Source organism: Devosia oryziradicis, from assembly GCF_016698645.1.
GTDB lineage: Bacteria > Pseudomonadota > Alphaproteobacteria > Rhizobiales > Devosiaceae > Devosia > Devosia oryziradicis.
Genome location: NZ_CP068047.1, coordinates 2,042,835 through 2,060,215 on the forward strand (window position 1 = coordinate 2,042,835; position 17,381 = coordinate 2,060,215).

Here is a 17,381-nt window from a genome sequence, read left to right on the forward strand (position 1 = left end):
CTTCGCATTTACCAGTTCTGACGACCGTACCAGTCGTCGACGTCCTTCTTCACTTCATCCTTGGCCTTGCCGTAGCGCTCCTGGATCTTGCCCTCGAGCTGCTCGCGGTTGCCATTGATCTCGGTGATGTCGTCGTCGGTGAGCTTGCCCCACTGCTCCTTCACCTTGCCGGTCATCTGCTTCCAGCTGCCTTCAACGCGGTTCCAGTCCATGATGGATCTCCTTCCATTAATCGTGAAACCACAACGGCCAGGAATCGGCGACGTTCCACTTGGGTGCAGATCCAGTAACTGCTCAGGCCACGCACCATTGGCATGGAAGGAAGGTGCTGATCGCAGTCAGCACCAGAACTCCTCCCCATCGGGCCAGCGACGTGCCAGGCCTTCTTCGATGAGGATATCGCCGACATCCCGGCCCCCGATCAAGATGGTCGCCAATGTGCGATCGTAGCGATCCTTCCCCGAGCTTTGGACCACGAATGAGTTTGCGTTCAGCAGTTGCAGCAACCGGGAGCTGGCACGTTTCGCCAACGCCACCTCAGCGGCGCCCCCGCATATGTCGTCGTATGGTTCCGGGGTGTCATAGCTCTGCAGACGCAGATTCACGCCATCGAGCCAGACCGTGTCGCCGTCGACCACACAGGTGTAGCGATCCTGACCGCACATGCCGATGTTCACGCGCCGTCCCTCGTCCGCTCTCTGGGTCGTGACGATTGCACCTGCGCTGTCGGTCCCATGCAGGAACTGATCGGATGCCACCCAGCCCAAGACGCCCACGGCGATTACGGCTGCGGCGGCCAATAACGGCGTGACGATGTCTCGCTGCGCTCTCGCCGAAGAACTGTGTCTGCTGGGACGTCGTTTGGGATTGAAACGGTGAACTGCCATGACCCAAGTCTATGCCATCACGGCGACCTACGGAAAAGGCCCGACCACTGAGATGGCCGGGCAAGAACGACCAACGGGGCCGCATGCCCGATGTTGCAACTGCAGACCAAGGCATGGAAGTCAGCATTTGGCCAGGATGGGATGGCCAGAGCCTAGATCGCATCAAAGGCGCAAGAGGACTCAGCAACGGATACTTCCTTGCTCGTCAGCAGCTTATCGGCGAACATCAGTCTGCTGCTTCGGCACTGGGGGAACAATGAAGCCTTACACTCGCTCCATCATCGAGCTATTCGATGGCAAGAAGAGGTTCCTTATCCCTCTCTACCAGCGGCAATACGCTTGGAAGGCCCAGCCTCAGCTAGAACTGCTCTGGGAGGACATCGATCGATCAGTCCAGCGGCTAGAGCAGGATCGCTCGTCGCTGACGCCTCACTTCATGGGCGCCATCGTCATTGCCCAAGTCAAGACTTTCGGCAAGCAGGTCCAGGCATACGAGATCATCGACGGGCAGCAGCGTCTCACGACATTCCAGCTCCTCCTTGCCGCGATACGTGATGTCGCCAAGGCGAATGGATCAAGGTACGAGGCCGAGCTGCAGAAGTATCTCCTCAACGACGGCGTAATGGAGAACCAAGAGGTCGAGCGCTTCAAGCTCTGGCCATCACTGAACGACCGACGGTCCTTCATCAGCATCATCGATCCACATGTTGACCCCCATGTACTGGGACCCAAGCCGGTTGATGAAGAGGGAATCATAAGGCGCTCGGTCGCGGCGCATGCCTATTTCAAGGAAAAGATCGCTGCCCACGTCGATGATAATGGCAGCTTCGATGAGCACCGGCTCGAGCTCCTCTTTGAAGCGTTGAAGGATGGGCTCGCAATCGTGTCCATCGAGCTGGAAGGTGGTGACGATCCCCAGACAATCTTTGAGACCCTGAACAGCCGCGGCGTGGATCTGACGCCGGGCGATCTGATGCGCAATTTCATATTCCAGCGCGCAAAGGGTCTCGGCCAAGCTGACCATTCATTGCTGGTCGACAAGCTATACGAGAAGCACTGGCTGCCGCTTGATCGTGCCTTCTGGGGCCAGCCCGCATCGCGTGGCCGTCAGTCTCGCCAGAGATTGGACTGGATGTTGACCGATCATCTGTCGATGCATATCGGCAATCTGGTCTCGGTGGAGAACCTGTTCGACAGTTACCGGCGTTGGATACTCAATTCCCGCCCCTTCCCGCATGTCACCGCCGAGCTGGAGTCTATCTCCGCCACGGCGGCGATTGAGAAACGGCTGTTCGACCAAGACCCCAAGGATCCTATTGGCAACTTTGGCCGCTTTGCCGATGCATTTGACGTCTCTACAGCTATGCCCCTGGTCCTCTATCTTGCGACCGAGGACACCGTGGGTGCCGATATCGACAGAGCGCTTGCTGTGCTCGAGAGCTACATATTGCGACGTGATATTTGTGGCTCACCCACGAAGAACTACAACCGCTTCTTCATTGGCATCATCGACCGGCTTCGTGCGGCTGAAGGCAACAAGATCGACGCGCTGGTTCTCTATCTGTCGAGCCGGCAGTCCGATCTTGATCGTTGGCCAGACGACGTTGAATGGCAGCGTTCCTGGCTGGGGCGCAACCAGTACAAGGGCGCCCGGCAACCACGGCTACGCTACATATTCGAGGCCATCGAACTCGCCAAAAGAACGGCGCTCAACGAAGACATCGAGATCAAGTCGGCGCTTTCGATTGAGCACATCATGCCTCAGAAATGGCGGACGAATTGGCCGATTCCCGGCTTCGACCATCTTGATGATGATACCGATCCAGAGCATGTCGCTCGAAAGGTCGAGCGGGACGGCGTGATCGACAACCTGGGTAACCTCACCCTGCTCACCGGGCCACTTAATACCTCCGTATCAAACGGACCTTACTCGACGAAAATGCCGGCGGTGCGCGCCCATTCGAGCCTTGCACTGAACCGTGACCTGATCGAGTACGATCATTGGAACGAGGAGACAATTTCAGCCCGAGGGCTGGATCTCTTCGGGATTGCCAAGAAGATATGGGTTGCTCCGACCAGGGGAGTGGACCAGTCCGCGCTCAACGATCTTGCCGGCGACGGCGTCAAACTCCCTCCAGACGGAACGGAGTGCAAGTTCACCTATGCGGGTGTGGACTACGCTGGGACCATCGAGGAAGGTCATTTGGTGGTGGACGGGGTAGATCGACCGTTCGCGACGTTCTCTGGCGCTTCGAAAACGATCACCCGAACGAACCGCAACGGCTGGAACGACTGGTATCTCCGCGACCAGATGGGTGGCTGGATACTGGCAGATGACTGGCGCCAGCAAGCGGCTGATGTGCCCGTTTTGGAGAGCCTGGATGAAGATTGAGATGCGGATGGCAGACGCCAGGCGTTTGGCAAAGGGTCTCTACGCTGGTGACAGCCTCCCGATCTCCCAGGTCAAAGCAGGAGATGAGCCGTTAAATGTGGATTGGTGGCGCATGAATGTTCAGCCGGAGAGCTCAGAGAGCGAGCGACATAGGGCGGCTCTCACCCTCTATCTCCATATGGCTGGATCATCCAAAATTCCGCTTCCCTCGGAAACATTCCCTGCCGTATTCGATCTGGACGATGGCCAAATGCGCCCGGACAAGGCCGTGATCAAGGTCTTCTTGGATGAGGGACTTATCCAGCCGCGCATGATGGTAGCTCAACTGGTGTTCGATCTAACGCAGGCGGGCCGAAACTATGCCGATCGCGCCGAATAAGAAAAAGCCCGGCTACCAAGGCAGCCGGGCAAGTGGGGTCATTGACCTGTGCAACAAACAGAAAGATGCGGTCTTCCCCGCCGCCAGCCTTCACCCCGGCCAGGGATGACTAGAGCTCGGCGAAGTGGTCCATAAGCTGGCGGGCCTCGCTCAGAGATGTCGGGAACAGGCGCATCAGTGCCTTCCCTTTGAGCTGAGAGACGTTCAGGTTCGAATTCCGTGGTTTGTCGGCTGGGTAGAGCTCACGGTCAATGGCCGGCGCCAATGCACCTGGTGCCAGGTGTGCCGCGATCCAGATGGCGTTCTTGCCGCCAGAACCCAGATCCAGGGCAATCGCGTCGCCGCGCCGGTTGAGGAAGGTGGCGATGTACTTGGTCCCGCCTGCTGCGCGCTCGGGGTGCGGCGTCCAGCGCGGATCCCGAAGCATGCTGGCATTGATGGTGTCGTTGATCGAAGGCATGGCTGGAATTCCTGTTCAGATACGGGTTAGAGCGCCGGCGTGATGGGCGACCAAGTCGGAGTAGAGGTCGGGGTCGATACCGGCGGCGCCGGCCAGAGCAATGGCATCATCCGTCGAGACGATCTCCCCACGGGTCCAGTCCCTGACGGTCTCGTTCGGCAGGCCGGTTCGATCCGCCAGGGCATCGGTGGTGATGCGGTTGGTCCACGCATAGATCCCCAGCAGGGCGCCGACGTCCTCAATGGTTTTGGCGCGATCCGCTGCCCAGGCGGGCCAATCGGCACTGAGGGTGCCAGCGTTGAAGTTGCGGCGTCCGGCAAGCCACTCCAGGGTGTCGAGCGGGTCGCCATAGACGCCGAACTTGCGCTCGGATGGCATCGACCGAATCGGTTTGGTCCCGCCGGGACCGACGAAGTTGCGGACGGATGAGATGTTCATCCCGGCCAGCGCAGCGATTTCGAATGGAGCGAACCCCAGGTCCATCTCCCGGTTTCCCGGAAAGCTCTGGAGATAGTCGGCAAGGTTCGCCTTGGCGGCGGCCGCCAGCTGCAGGCCCGGCAATGGTGACTCGTCCCCACGGTCTCGGCGCTCCTGGAACCGGTCTGCGTGCACGCCCATCGACGTGGCGTAGGAGTCGCGTGGAATCGCCGACAGGAAATAGGTCATCATGTTGAGCGTGTCGGATTGGAAGTCGCCAGTATCGAGCTTGTCCAATGGCGTCTCCCCGTGGACGAAGTCGAAGCAGGCGCGCGCCACCTTCCAGAAGAGGGTGCCGCTCACGTCGAAGGCTTGGAGATCCTCAAGGTAGTCGACCTGTTCGGCCGCAGAGTGCTTCGGATCATAGGCATGGCCCAACGCCGCCTTGCCCAGATTGCCCGATGTCGGCGACCGGTCGCCCACCAGGCTTTGAGCCGCAACGGTGATCAGGAAGACCCCCAGTTTCAGGTCGCTCTCTATGTCGTTCCAAGTTGCGGTCTGCATCGAACCCTCGCTTTCGTGATATGAGTGATATCATATTTCGAGATGGGCACAAGCTAGAAAGTGATATGCAGCGTATCATTTATTTTTCGAAGGAGGGTCGATTCTGGCTTGACCGCAGTTTTGACGTTCACTATCTGTTCAGCATCACGACGAGAAACCGCCATGTCGCAGCTCTTGCACATCGCTAACCGGAACACCCACCGCCCGACCGCGGCCGGTCTCGCTCGTGCATCTCTCCACCTCATATCGATATCGGGCAAACGCGCTTCCTGAGCGCCTGCACCATTCCCGACATCGCGCCCGCAGTGGGCATTGAGGACCGGCCTGCCGGGCGCACTTCTGCGTCTCGTCGCCGGCAAAGAGAGCATCATGGACAGCATCGACGAAGACGAATTCCCGGACCTGGAACTTGACCAGGACGAAGAGCCCACGCCTGCCAAGAGGCCTGCCAAGATCGGCGGGCCGAGAACCGCAAGCGAGTTGCTGCCACAGGCATTGATCGAGAACGCCATCGGCATGGAAGGCATCGCCCGCATCCAGGAGACCAGGGCATTCTGCCTGGTCGTGCAGGCACCTTCCCCCGACTGGGTTGCACCGCTCCACCGATACCTGAAGTCCACGGGCAAGTACTGGGACTTCCATCACAGCAAGTCCGCTGCCCCAAAGTACCGCTCCCCGCAGGACGACCTTGCCATCGAACAGGCCACGCGGGCGCTGACCTCCGGAGGCCGATGCCTCGGCGTCTCACATCAGCTGAACTATTTGCCGCCTGCCATGGTGTCGGCGGCCGATATGCACCTGGTGCTGCCGCCGCCCAACGCCAAGGTGGTGGCCGCCGTCATCAGGGCCGTCACCGGTCGCTTGCCCAGAAAGCTCGAAGATCAGACCATTGCGGCGCTGGACTTCGATGAGATCGCGTCGGCGATCCGCTCCGGCTCGTCGGCAAAGGCGTGCGTCGACCGGCTGCGTGCCGCAGCCGCCAAGAAGGTCCATCACGACAAGTCGATCATCGATGCGCCTCGGCTCGAGGACTTGCACGGCTATGGCAAGGCCAAGGAATGGTGCGAGGACCTTGTGGCCGACCTCGAAGCATGGCGGCGCGGGGAGATCCCGTTCACCGCCATCTCGGCCAACGTGGTGCTGGCCGGCGTTCCGGGCGTGGGCAAGACCACGTTGATGAAGAGCCTGGCCAGATCGGCAGGCGTGCCGCTGATCTCCACGTCGGTCAGTGCGTGGTTCGCCAACTCACCCGGTTATCTCGACAGCATCATCAAGCAGATCGATTCCGTTTTCGCGGAAGCCCGGGATGCGGCGCCAGCCATCCTGTTCCTCGATGAAATCGACGCCGTTCCGAACCGGGCCACCCTCTCCTCGAGAGGCGCCGATTGGTGGCTGCCGGTGATCACGCATCTGCTCACGACGCTGGACGGCGCCATTTCGGGGGCCACCGAGAACGTCATGGTCATCGCAGCGACCAACCACCCCGAACGCCTTGATAGTGCGCTGACAAGGAGTGGTCGCCTTTCTCGGATCATCAACATTCCCCGGCCTGATGCCGATGCACTGGCCGGCATCTTCCGACAGCACCTTGGAGCCGATCTGCCGGGCGAGGATCTCAGCCAGGCCGCAGCGATGGCAATGGGCGCCACGGGCGCCGATGTGGTCGAGCTCGTCAAGAATGCCCGGCGACGGGCACGGGCAGCCCAGCGGCCGATGGTGCTTGCCGATCTCATGGCCGCAGTTGCGCCAGATGAAACCCGGTCAACGGATCTGCTGCGCCGCATCGCGGTCCATGAGGCAGGGCATGCCGTGATCGCCCATGCCAATGGCATGGGCCGCATCCTCGGCATCTCCATCGTGCAGAGCGGGGATACCGGTGGGTTCGCACACATCGACAACGATGGCCGCCTGCCGACCAAGCAGGATGTCGAGAAGCTGGTCATGCAAAGGCTGGGAGGCCGCGCGGCCGAAGAGGTCCTCCTTGGTCTGGTGGGGACGGGTTCCGGCGGGTCCAAGGACAGCGATCTTGCTGTTGCCACGCGCCAGGTTGCCCTGATGCATCTTGGGCTCGGAATGGGCGACAGCCTCGTCTACCGAGCGGACGAGTCGGGCGTCGACAGTATCCTGTCGTTCGACGCCCGCATGACCGCGCTGGTCGAGGAGGACCTGCAGCGCCTCTACGCCGATGCCATGGCCCTGGCCAGGCGGCACGTCGATCTGATCGAGGCGGTTGCCGATGACCTGCAGGTGCGTCGCCACATCGGGCCCGGCCGGTTCCTCGAACTGGTCGACCGTGTCCATGGTGCCCGCCAGATGAAGGAGATCGGTAATGGATGAGCTCCTCATCAGGATCATGACCCGCCTGGTCCGTGTCCACGACGAAATGGGCGAGCGCTGCTTCGAGGAGGCAGCGCACCGCGCCCTGGTCACGATCGCCCAGACGGTGCAGGTCGAGGCATCCAGGAAAGTCGGGATCGAACAGCCCAAGCTCGGGGACGGTGTGCTGCCGTTCCCGACCATCCCTTCCAGGCCGTCGCGCGATGGCGTTGCCTGACCATTCGATTCAAATCGTCGGCATTGCCTTCTCGATGGGGAAGGATCCGGCAGCTATGGGAAGCACCATGAGCAACCTCCGACACATATCGCCCCTCGGCGCGCGGCTGGACCGCGGTGCAGCAATGCACGCCGAACGGGCGTATTCCCGCACGGCGTAGCTCCACCCCTCTCCATCCCGCATCCGCACAAGACCTGCCCTTGGCCACTAGGCCTGCGGGCCGCCGGCACGACCGTCGTCGTGTCCGGCACCACCGGATGGAGACCACTCATGATTATCAAGGAAAACGTTAGATCGCATCGGCTCGGAACTGATCGAGGACAGGAAGCTCGGGGATCCGCAGGCACAAAGCGGGTTCGGAGGTCCTCGATACGGTTTCGCACACAGCTGCCTCTGAGCCGCCGCAGCAGCGGTCCTGCACGCACCTCATCCGTCCCCAGCAGCCAGATCGAAGCGAACTCGCCATCGTTCCGCTCAGGAATACCGAGGTGGTCCGCTCTCCTGCGTTCGGCACCAACGGGAGTCAGACGGGCGCCATCGTCGAGCCGGTGAGCAATGTCGTCATCCTGACGGAAAGCTCGATCGAGAAGAAGCTCGTCCGTTCCCTTCTGGCGGACAATAACGTAGTGAGCGTTCGCCACCAGGCCCTCTTGGTAACATACGTCGACCAAGACGGGGTTACGCGAGACCATACTGTCGACATCGTCGCGACCATGCGCGACGGATCTAAGGTGGGCTATGTGGTCAAGCCAGAAGCATCGGCCAGCAAGCGGGATACTCGAGGGTTCGTCGAACGGCTTGCTCCGTTCGTACCCCAGAGCAAGCTCGACCGCATCCAGTTGGTGACCAGTCGGCAGTTGCCCGAGTGGGGCAATCAGAATGCCCGAAAGGTGCTCAATGCTCGCCGCGACCGTCGCGGATACGTGGACGATCTTCTCCGCGAGATCGCCCCCGAACTCGAGAAGCCGGTCCGCATTGGGGATCTGACCGCGAGGCTGGGTGGCGGCGACGTTGCATTTCGCCCGGTTCTGCGCGCCATCCATTATGGCACGCTCATCTACTTGGGCTTCGGTACCATCGACGAGAAGGGATTGGTCAAGTTTTCGGGTGCTATCATGCCCGACACCGATCGGCTTGGTCCGGTCCCGGATTTAAGCAACCCGGAGCCACCGGTGATCCTGCTGAGGAAGACGAAGCCCAAGTCGTATCGCCGTGCCAGCTTCAGGAAGCACTAACATGTCGGAAGAAGATCCAGACGATATTCCGCCGACTGCGCGGCTGTTCTGGATGGCCCACCATTTCCGAATCTCGGAAACGTATACCGACCGATACGCGCTCGAGTGCCTCGACGGCTATGAGTACCCTCGAACCTTGTACAGGAACAAGGTTCGTAACCTCAAGCTGTCGGGGGACCTTGTGGTCGAACCGCATTACTTCGACGTGGACGGAACGCCAGCGAGACCGGGCGGTCATGTCCATCTTCTGGCGGGCAAGTCGCCTACAGACCTGCGTCGCACCATGATCGCGTTCACCAAGGCCTCGCTGTTCAACCGCGATTACAAGGCTGGCAAGGTGGTGCTGTATCGGTCTCCGGGGTTGGAAAAGAAGACACCTCGCCATCGCAACTACAAGGCGGTCACCGCCGATGTGTGGTTGGCCGAAAACGCTGCGAGAATCCATGAAGCCTGCAGACCCTTCTACGTATTGGATCCCAAGACGGTCCAAGGGCACAGCAAGCCGCGTCTGGGTCAGTTCCCCCTCAGATCATTGGGATCTGACGCCACCTTGAAGAAGGACCGGCAGAAGTTGGCCCGTAAGGATTTCAAGATCACCGACCTCTGCCCCAGGACCGACGATATGCGTCGAGGCGGCAGGAAGATGGCCCCAGATATGGCCGCCTTCATCGACCTCCAGATTCGCAAGTTGCTGCTTCGCCCCGAGCGCCCGACCCTTGCCCTCCTCAGACGCCAACTCCGCGCGGAGATGAGGATCATCCCCTCGCTGGCAGGCAGAACCACACCAAGTGTCGATGCGATCGAGCGCCTCATCGGAACCCTGCATGATGGGCAGGCCATTGCTGCTCGCTTTGGCGAGAAGGTGGCGATCGAGAGCCGAACCATTTTCACCGAGGGGCCACAATACAACTATCCCGGTGAACTCGTCCTAATGGACTGCTGGAAGATGGACCTGGTCGCGAAGATTACCGATCAGGGCGGCTGGATCTTCGTCAGAGATTCCCAGATCGAAGAGTTCGGTGTTCGCCGACGCCTCTGGGTGGCCTGGGTCATCGATGCCTGCTCGCGCGCCATTCTCGGGCTGGCACTCGGGCTGTCGGAGTCCTCAGACCTGACCACACGCGCCCTGCGGATGGCTGTCACGGAAAAGACGCTGCAATCGATGGATGCTGGTTGCGAAGCTGACCCCATCCCACCTATCGGCCTCGATGGTCTGCTCACTGACATTGGCGGCGCCTTCACGCACCCCTACTTCATGGTTCCAGCATTGTCCCTGGTTGATGATGCGGATGTCGGCCCTGGCGACAGCGCTCATTTGCGCGGCCTTCTCGAGCGCTTCAATCGCACGGTGAAGGATCAACTCCTGTCCTATTTCACCGGCACCACATTCGGGAATGTCATCGCCAAGGGGGACTACGACGCATTGGATCGTGCATCGGCCGATGTCGAAACCCTAGGCAGGGCGCTCTGGTTGTACATCAACGACGTCTACAATCTGAGCCCTCATCGCGGCAATGATGGTCAACCGCCTATCGACCGTTTCCAGGAAAGGTTCCTCAGCCAGGGAGCGGCGGACGTCTATACCGAAGAAAGTGTCCGGCTTGCCTTCGGCCTGGAATTTCTGCTCCCCCTTACGGGGCAGGGTGTCTGCTTCGCAAGCAACCACTACGTATCTGGTCGCCTGCAGACCTATTTCTCAGAGATGGGAAGGCTCAAGAAGGGGAGGCCACGTAAGCTGAGGGCTAAGGTGGACCTCTCCAATCTTGGGCGCATCAGCGTCTATTTTGAAGATGACTGGCACACTCTGGCCGGGCCGGCACGAGTGCGAGGAGTCGGCTTCACCGACTGGATCAACGAACGCCGCCGTCTGAGCAAGCTGTACGGCAGTCAGGCTGCGGCCAATGCACATATCGTTGACAGTGCACTGCGCAAGCTCGAGCGCATGGGCACGAACGCCCGTCTTCGATCCCAGGTCAAGGACATGAGCTACAACGCCGAAGAAGTGATGCAGATCGTCAACAGGACCAAGCTCCACATCAAGGAGGACGAGGTCGCCACGAACCAGGGCCAGATCCTGGCCTTCGACTCATCAACCCGCGAAGCGGCCTTCCAAACCTCAGGCACCGACCCCGATGACGACGACATCGAGATGGTCGACGACCCCTATGTCGATGCAGGCGACGACCAGCGTGCAGAAACAGATTTAGGTCTCGACGACGCTGATATCGACAAGGATGGCGACCTGCTCGAAGAGCCGGAAGAGGACATCGTTGACCCCGGTGAAACCGATGACGAACCGAAGGCAACTCCGCCATCCAAGACCGGAGCGGTCAAGGCTTTCGCCTTCCTGCCACAGCCTACCAGAAAGAGCGGCTCATGACCGATAAGAACAAGACCGATTACGCGGAGATGCTCAAGAAGCCGGAATACGAAAACCTGCGCACGTTGTTGCGGGACAAAATCGTCCCGACCCGCCAGCTCAATCTCATCACCTCACAAGTTGCGCGTGCCCAGCAGCAGATCGCAGCCCGGTTCAATGAGGGTGCCTTCTGGAGCGCGGACAACAGCCTCCCTATCGATGGCGTGCTGATCGTCGGCGAATCCGGCTCTGGAAAGAGCTTCGGCCTCAGATACGCGATGCAGACATTGCCTGCCATTGCCTTGCTGGATGGCGGGGTCATGGAGAGCTCACCTTTTTATGTCGACACGCCAACGCACGGCACCTTCTCGATGCTGGCCAAGGAGATCGTGCGCCGCGCCGATGGTGTCGATGTCCGCGAACCCAAGGACCAGGACGCACCAGGAAAGGCGATCTCCGCAATCGGCAGGCATGGCTTTACCATGGTGGCCGTCGACGAGATTTCCCGCATCATCAACCCCCAACGCCACAATACCAAGGGACTGGCGGTGCAGTCGCATCTGGTGTGGACGATGGCGATCGAGTTGCTCAACTTGAGCACCTCTCCAACACCCATCGCGTTGAGCGGCCTACCGCACGTACTCGACAGCTTCATGATTACTGACAAGAAGGAAGATGCTCAGAAGGTTCGGCGGGAAGCGCATCGCCGGATGAGGATCGTGAGATTGCCAGAACTGGACCCTGGACTGGATCGGGACATGCTTCTAGGGGCCATCCATAAGTACTGCGAGGTCGCCAAAGTCGAGACCAAACTGACAGAGGCCGACCATATCGTTCCGCGTCTCGTCCACGCCTCGTTCAATCAGGCAGGATCGGCGTTGGAATGGATCCAGAAGGCGGTCGCACTTGCGAAGGTACGTCCACGGGGCAAGCTGGACCGCGAAGACTTTGCCTATGTGTATGGCGACATGACCTCGGCTGCACGTAGCGCCAATCCATTTCTGGCGAGCGGCTGGGATCGCATCGACATCGGCAAGATCGCCCCACGCAGTTTCTCTGAGGCCATCGCGAAGCCGGAAGCGGCCTGATGCATGCACCTCACACACTGGGCAGCTTCAGGAAGTGCCCCGCTGTTATGCCGCGTGAAACTGCGCAGAGCTACCTTGGTCGGCTGACTGCTTTTTTCGGCGCACCCAGTCCGCGGGCCTTCTGCAAGGACTACTACCTCGATCTGCGAGGCATCCAGCATGGCCTTCCTGAAGCCCTGGGGGCCTTGGCTGCCCTGACTAACTGCGACGCCAACGAGTTGATCAAATGGACACCTCGCAATCTGAGCAAGCTATACTTAGAGCTGAATGGTCAGATCCTGCACACTCGGTCAAATCCCCGACGTAGGGTCAGCATTTGTCCATGCTGTGCCCTCGAGGATATTCGAGCCAATCCGGGAATGCCCTTGGATCAGGCCGTCTACATCAGGGCAGAATGGGTGGCTGGGGCGGTCGATTGCTGCGCCCGGCACAAAGTGAAGCTCATCTCGCGCGATATTCATGGTGTGGGCATCCAGCTGATCGACACGGGCTACGAGACCGCCAATCTCATCGAACGCCTTGGGGAGGAGACCCAACCGGCGGTGCCGGACGGCTTCCAGCTCTATGTGTTGTCACGGATCGGCGTAGACACGAGTCCTGCACCATCCCTCCTGGAACCCTTGTCACTGTCGATGGCGACGCGACTGTGCCACGCGCTGGGCACCGACATGTGGCGGCTGCAAAATGGTTCGAGGGCGCTGACGTCCGTGGAAAGGCGTGCGGTCGGGTTCAACGTCTTCGCTGGTGGTGTGGAGAAGCTGGAGGCGGTGGTGATTGAACACCGAGCTGATCTGCGCATGATTGAACGGGGAGCGCATAAACTGTTCCCCAGTCTCGTCAACGTCCTGTTCGAGTGCCAGTCCGAGCAGGGCGTGCCCGCCATCGCCGATGCGCTCACCGGGATTCTGTTCCGGTGCCTTCCATATGCGAAAGGGGATACCGTTCTCGGGCGCCAATGCGGGAAACGATGGCTCCACGACTACAGCAGCGCGCTCCACCACCTCGGTCTCGACCAGCACCAGCTGATGTCGATTTTGACCTCTCACCCAGAAATGGTCGCGATGCCTGCCAAGCGCCGACAGGAGATGTTGCTGCATGCAGATCCGTTGGAGAGGTTCGTAGCGCAGAAGGCGCCATTCCTCACATCTGCAGCCACGGCAACCAGACTTGGTTTCGACAACAACCACAAGAAACGATCCAACCTGAAGAACCTGGCGGACGCAGGTATCCTTCAGCCGGCCGGCGATGCTGGTCTGAAAAGTCATCCCCCGATCTATTCGGAGCCGGATGTGACCCGTGCCACCGAAGCCTTGCTCGACCGGTTCGAGAAGGTCGATCCGGCGACGCCTGGAATGCTCTCCATGTCGGACCTGGCGAGCGATTTCCGTCTACCGCTCTCGAAGATTTGGCCCCTATTGCAGGATGGAGCCATCAAGCGTGTCGCTCTTGTTCCAGGGCTCCCCGTGTTCAAAAGCATCCGCTTGCATCCGATGGACGTGTTGAAGGCGATGTCGGGGGGCAACGAGATCGTTGGCGCGGCCGAGGTGTGTCGGATGCTCGGAGTGCACCCGGCAGATCTTCGAGCACTGATGGCAGAGGAACTGCTGACACCAGAACGCTTCCAGGCGAGTGAAGGGAAGGGAAGAACGCTCTTCTTCCAGAAGATGAAGGTCGAGCGTTTCGCAAACGAGTTCGTAGGCAGGTTCCACGTGAAAGGATCCCTGTCAGGAAGCCCGAGCGTGCAGCAGCTCAGAAAGATGGGGCTCATCCCCGCGATCAACCTCAAGTCGCCCCTTACGGATGTGCGAACGATCCTTTACCGCAGGGATGATGTGCGACGGCTGGTTGCCTGAGCGAAACCACTCGACCTAAAGACCGCGCCAGGCGCGGTCTATTTTTGTTTGCGTTAGTTTCAATCGGGATTGGTCGATGCCTCTTAGATATATGGATTAAAGCTAAGTGGCTGAAAAATAACAGTCTTGCGCTGCAAATGGATAAAAGGATTCACTCGCCTATAGCGGCGGTAAGTCCGGCTTAACCGTCTGCCAAGTTTCCGGCCTCCGGTGGCTTTGCACCGTCAAAGTTCAGCACTGGTTTACCCCGGCGGGGCAGAGTGCGTGCCGACATGAGTGGGGCCCATGCTGATATCCAACACCGCCGATGCCGTTCTCGATCCGGGTAGTCGCAGCGCCATGGCGCCAGCCGCGGTGCGCGGCCAAATCAGCGTTGAAGTCGCCGACCGCATCGACGACGTCGAGAAGGTTTGGCGCGATCTGACTTCCGCCAGCATCGAATCCCCCGGCCAGAGCTATGATTTCATTCGCCTCTGGGTGGCCGACCGCCAGGTGAAGCAGGCGGACCAGCGCTATGTCGTCGGCCGGATCGATGGCCACCCGGTTGCCCTGTTGCCCCTGCATCGCAAGCGCGTGCACGGCCTGCCGGTTTTCACCTGGTTTCCCGGCGCCAATGCCGGCTGCTACGCACCGATCGCCGACTATGATCGGCTTGCCGCCATGAGCGCTGAAGGGCGGCGCCAGCTGTGGTCCGCCATGACGGGCAAGCTCTCCGGCGCCGATGTGGTCTATCTGCGGTCCATCCCGGTCGAGGTGGGTGGACATGCCGGCCTGTTCGACGAGCTTGGGTCCACCCTGGCGGTCGAAACGCTTTATCGCTCGCACTATTCCAGCTGGGAAGAATGCGACCGCCTGCAGCGCAGCAAGTCCCGCCGCAAGCACGATCGCCAACAGGGCGACCGGCTGGCCGCCATGGGCGAGGTGGGTTTCGCGGAAATCCGCAACGGCGACGATACCGTTGCAGCCATCGACACGATGTTCACGCAACGCTCGGCCCGCTTCAAGGCCATGGGCATCCGCGATACCTTCGTGCATGACCGGCTTATTGCGTTCTACCATTCCATGGCCAAAGCTGGTTCAGGCGTCGATGTGCGGCTGCATGTGCTGCGGCTCAACGGCGATATCGTCGCCGTGCGCTACAACATCGTCCACGGCGACCGCATGTTTTGCCTCATCTCCTCGATGAGCGACGATCCGGCCATTCAGGGCGGTTCGCCCGGCAAGCAGTGCCTGCTTCGGGTGATGCAGACCGTGTTCGACCAAGGCATCCACATCTTCGACATGGGCAGCGGCTTCACCGACGAAAAGCGCCATTGGTGCAACGTGCAAGCGCCGCTGCGACAGCACTATATTGGCTTGACGCCCCAAGGCGCGCTGATCGTCCAGGCCCATCGCCGCTTCCAGGTAGCCCGCGCCGCCATCAAGGCCAATCCGCAGCTCAAGTCGGCTATCCGCAGCGTGCGGCAGCTGTTTGATCGGGTGACCGGCTCTGCGACCCCTGCGCCGGCCGAAAAATCAGAGTAGCTTCAGGCCACGCAGCGATGCGTGGCCCGATTTGCCGATGATGAGGTGGTCGTGCAGGGTGATGCCCAGCGGCTTGGCTATGTCGCTGATCTCCCGCGTCATCCGCACGTCGGCGGACGAGGGGGCAGGGTCGCCCGACGGGTGGTTGTGCACCAGGATCAGCGCCGTGGCCGATAGTTCCAGCGAACGCTTGATCACCTCGCGTGGATAGACAGGCGTGTGGTCCACCGTGCCTGTCTGCTGCACCTCGTCGGCAATCAGCCGGTTCTTCTTGTCGAGAAACAGGATGCGGAACTGCTCGATGGACTGGAACGCCATCTGGCTGCGGCAGTAGTCGATCAGTTGCGACCACGATGAGAGGATCGGCTGTTCGCTGTCGATGCGGTCGCGGCCGAAGCGCGCGGCGACAGCCTGGATGACCTTGATATGGGCAATGCTGGTTTCGCCCAGGCCCTTGATCTTGCCGAGGCGTGCCTCACCGGCATTGAAGACTGCCGAGAAGGAGCCGAATTCCCGCAGCAGGGTCTTGGCGAGACCCTTGGTGTCCTTGCGCGGAATGACGAGCTGCAGGGCCAGCTCGAGCAGCTCATAATCTTCCAGCGCATCACCGCCGACCTTGAGGAAACGCTCGCGCACGCGCTGGCGGTGGCCGGCATGGTCGTCGGCTTCAGGCCGCGGGAGCGGAAAGGCGGCCTCGGCGAGTTCGTCGGGCCGGTCGCTCATCATGCAGCTTTCGCGGCCATGGGATTGAAGATGCCACCGGGTGAGAGAGTGAAGATCTCGCAGCCGGTCTCGGTGATGCCGATGGAGTGCTCGCACTGGGCCGAGAGCGTGCGGTCGCGCGTCACCGCCGTCCAGCCATCGGAAAGAATCTTCACATGCGGCCGGCCCAGGTTGATCATCGGTTCGATGGTGAAGATCATCCCGGGTTTCAGCGGTACCCCCGTACCGGGCGTGCCGAAATGCATGATGTTGGGCTCGTCGTGGAAGAGCTTGCCCAGCCCATGGCCGACGAAGTCGCGCACCACGCTCATGCGCTCGGCTTCGGCGACGGCCTGGATGGCCGCACCGATATCGCCGGTGGTGTTGCCGGGCTTTGCCGCAGCAATGCCGGCTTCGAGCCCGGCATAGGTGATCTCGATCAGCCGCTCCGCCTTCCGCGAAATCTCACCTACCGGATACATGCGGCTCGAATCGCCGTGCCAGCCGTCGACCACCAGAGTGAGGTCGATGTTGACGATGTCGCCGTCGCGCAAAGGCCGCTCGTCGGGGATGCCGTGGCAGACCACATGGTTGATCGAGGTGCACAGCGAATGGCGGTAGCCCTTGTAGAAGATCGTCGCCGGCACGGCGCCATTGTCGCGGGCGAATTCATAGGCGATCTGGTCGATCTTGGCGGTGGGCACGCCGGGCTCGACGAATTCGGTCAGGATATCGAGCGCCTGCGCCGTCAGCGCGCCTGCCTTGCGCATGCCCTCGAAGCCTTCGCTGCCATGAAGCGGGATGACGCCGGGCGTGCGGCGGGCTTTGGCGGGGGCATCGACGAAGGTGATCATGCAGGACTCCGAGGCAATTGGGCTAAATTAGTCCCTAGATCATCCGATTGGAAGGGCGCCAGCCTTGCTTGACGGCGATATCGCGCAGGAGCATGTCTGACAGACAGCAAGCC

Annotated in this window: 15 protein-coding genes; 9 read left to right on the forward strand and 6 right to left on the reverse strand. The window is 60.7% G+C overall.

Annotated features, from left to right (window positions below; all coding sequences use genetic code 11):
- Positions 1–8 precede the first annotated feature (8 nt).
- Together JI749_RS10165 and JI749_RS17445 are read right to left on the reverse strand one after the other, a co-directional pair.
- On the reverse strand, positions 9–212 hold the full coding sequence (locus tag JI749_RS10165) for a CsbD family protein (protein WP_201653025.1): 204 nt from the start codon (positions 210–212) through the stop codon (positions 9–11).
- Positions 213–338: 126 nt separating this feature from the next.
- Positions 339–887: a thermonuclease family protein gene (locus tag JI749_RS17445; RefSeq protein WP_233280727.1), complete on the reverse strand. Its 549-nt coding sequence runs from the start codon at positions 885–887 to the stop codon at positions 339–341.
- 256 nt (positions 888–1,143) lie between these two features.
- On the opposite strand from JI749_RS17445, the gene JI749_RS10175 reads away from it, so the two are divergent.
- Positions 1,144–3,279, forward strand: coding sequence for a DUF262 domain-containing protein (locus tag JI749_RS10175; protein WP_201653028.1), 2,136 nt, complete (start codon positions 1,144–1,146; stop codon positions 3,277–3,279).
- Entirely contained in the window at positions 3,269–3,658 is a 390-nt protein-coding gene (locus tag JI749_RS10180) for a hypothetical protein (protein ID WP_201653031.1), read from the forward strand. Before JI749_RS10175 ends, JI749_RS10180 begins: the two co-directional genes overlap by 11 nt.
- Before the next feature lie 109 nt (positions 3,659–3,767).
- On the opposite strand, the gene JI749_RS10185 is transcribed toward JI749_RS10180, so the two are convergent.
- Entirely contained in the window at positions 3,768–4,118 is a 351-nt protein-coding gene (locus JI749_RS10185; RefSeq protein ID WP_201653034.1) for a hypothetical protein, read from the reverse strand.
- Positions 4,119–4,133: 15 nt separating this feature from the next.
- Complete coding sequence (locus JI749_RS10190) at positions 4,134–5,099, reverse strand: hypothetical protein (RefSeq protein ID WP_201653037.1); 966 nt, start codon at positions 5,097–5,099, stop codon at positions 4,134–4,136.
- A 369-nt stretch (positions 5,100–5,468) separates the two neighbouring features.
- On the opposite strand from JI749_RS10190, the gene JI749_RS10195 reads away from it, so the two are divergent.
- From JI749_RS10195 to JI749_RS10225, 7 genes are all read left to right on the forward strand, one after another.
- A complete protein-coding gene (locus JI749_RS10195) occupies positions 5,469–7,436 on the forward strand; it encodes an AAA family ATPase (RefSeq protein WP_201653041.1) in 1,968 nt (655 codons plus the stop codon).
- Positions 7,429–7,653: a hypothetical protein gene (locus JI749_RS10200; RefSeq protein WP_201653044.1), complete on the forward strand. Its 225-nt coding sequence runs from the start codon at positions 7,429–7,431 to the stop codon at positions 7,651–7,653. Before JI749_RS10195 ends, JI749_RS10200 begins: the two co-directional genes overlap by 8 nt.
- Positions 7,654–8,141: 488 nt before the next feature.
- Complete coding sequence (locus tag JI749_RS10205) at positions 8,142–8,888, forward strand: hypothetical protein (protein ID WP_201653047.1); 747 nt, start codon at positions 8,142–8,144, stop codon at positions 8,886–8,888.
- A gap of 1 nt (position 8,889) precedes the next feature.
- Positions 8,890–11,268: a hypothetical protein gene (locus tag JI749_RS10210; protein ID WP_201653050.1), complete on the forward strand. Its 2,379-nt coding sequence runs from the start codon at positions 8,890–8,892 to the stop codon at positions 11,266–11,268.
- Positions 11,265–12,335 carry an ATP-binding protein gene (locus tag JI749_RS10215; RefSeq protein ID WP_201653053.1) on the forward strand — a complete coding sequence of 357 codons (1,071 nt, stop codon included), beginning with the start codon at positions 11,265–11,267 and terminating at the stop codon, positions 12,333–12,335. Before JI749_RS10210 ends, JI749_RS10215 begins: the two co-directional genes overlap by 4 nt.
- 47 nt (positions 12,336–12,382) lie before the next feature.
- Positions 12,383–14,188 carry a TniQ family protein gene (locus JI749_RS10220; protein WP_201653056.1) on the forward strand — a complete coding sequence of 602 codons (1,806 nt, stop codon included), beginning with the start codon at positions 12,383–12,385 and terminating at the stop codon, positions 14,186–14,188.
- A 285-nt stretch (positions 14,189–14,473) separates the two neighbouring features.
- Positions 14,474–15,712 carry a GNAT family N-acetyltransferase gene (locus JI749_RS10225; RefSeq protein WP_201653059.1) on the forward strand — a complete coding sequence of 413 codons (1,239 nt, stop codon included), beginning with the start codon at positions 14,474–14,476 and terminating at the stop codon, positions 15,710–15,712.
- Here the strand turns inward: JI749_RS10225 and radC are convergent.
- Both radC and map read right to left on the reverse strand, forming a co-directional pair.
- Positions 15,704–16,435, reverse strand: a complete 732-nt coding sequence (gene radC, locus JI749_RS10230) for a RadC family protein (protein WP_407644876.1) — start codon at positions 16,433–16,435, stop codon at positions 15,704–15,706. The genes JI749_RS10225 and radC overlap by 9 nt on opposite strands.
- Positions 16,435–17,268 (reverse strand): type I methionyl aminopeptidase, encoded by an 834-nt coding sequence (map, locus tag JI749_RS10235; protein ID WP_211200656.1) that lies wholly within the window; start codon positions 17,266–17,268, stop codon positions 16,435–16,437. Before map ends, radC begins: the two co-directional genes overlap by 1 nt.
- Between the last annotated feature and the right edge of the window lie 113 nt (positions 17,269–17,381).

Coding starts and splice junctions, on each gene's coding strand:
- JI749_RS10165 (WP_201653025.1), bottom strand. CDS start 212: ATGGACTGGAACCGCGTTGAAGGCAGCTGGAAGCAGATGACCGGCAAG.
- JI749_RS10220 (WP_201653056.1), top strand. CDS start 12,383: ATGCCGCGTGAAACTGCGCAGAGCTACCTTGGTCGGCTGACTGCTTTT.
- JI749_RS10190 (WP_201653037.1), bottom strand. CDS start 5,099: ATGCAGACCGCAACTTGGAACGACATAGAGAGCGACCTGAAACTGGGG.
- JI749_RS10215 (WP_201653053.1), top strand. CDS start 11,265: ATGACCGATAAGAACAAGACCGATTACGCGGAGATGCTCAAGAAGCCG.
- JI749_RS17445 (WP_233280727.1), bottom strand. CDS start 887: ATGGCAGTTCACCGTTTCAATCCCAAACGACGTCCCAGCAGACACAGT.
- JI749_RS10185 (WP_201653034.1), bottom strand. CDS start 4,118: ATGCCTTCGATCAACGACACCATCAATGCCAGCATGCTTCGGGATCCG.
- radC (WP_407644876.1), bottom strand. CDS start 16,435: ATGAGCGACCGGCCCGACGAACTCGCCGAGGCCGCCTTTCCGCTCCCG.
- JI749_RS10210 (WP_201653050.1), top strand. CDS start 8,890: ATGTCGGAAGAAGATCCAGACGATATTCCGCCGACTGCGCGGCTGTTC.
- JI749_RS10225 (WP_201653059.1), top strand. CDS start 14,474: ATGCTGATATCCAACACCGCCGATGCCGTTCTCGATCCGGGTAGTCGC.
- map (WP_211200656.1), bottom strand. CDS start 17,268: ATGATCACCTTCGTCGATGCCCCCGCCAAAGCCCGCCGCACGCCCGGC.
- JI749_RS10175 (WP_201653028.1), top strand. CDS start 1,144: ATGAAGCCTTACACTCGCTCCATCATCGAGCTATTCGATGGCAAGAAG.
- JI749_RS10195 (WP_201653041.1), top strand. CDS start 5,469: ATGGACAGCATCGACGAAGACGAATTCCCGGACCTGGAACTTGACCAG.
- JI749_RS10180 (WP_201653031.1), top strand. CDS start 3,269: ATGAAGATTGAGATGCGGATGGCAGACGCCAGGCGTTTGGCAAAGGGT.
- JI749_RS10200 (WP_201653044.1), top strand. CDS start 7,429: ATGGATGAGCTCCTCATCAGGATCATGACCCGCCTGGTCCGTGTCCAC.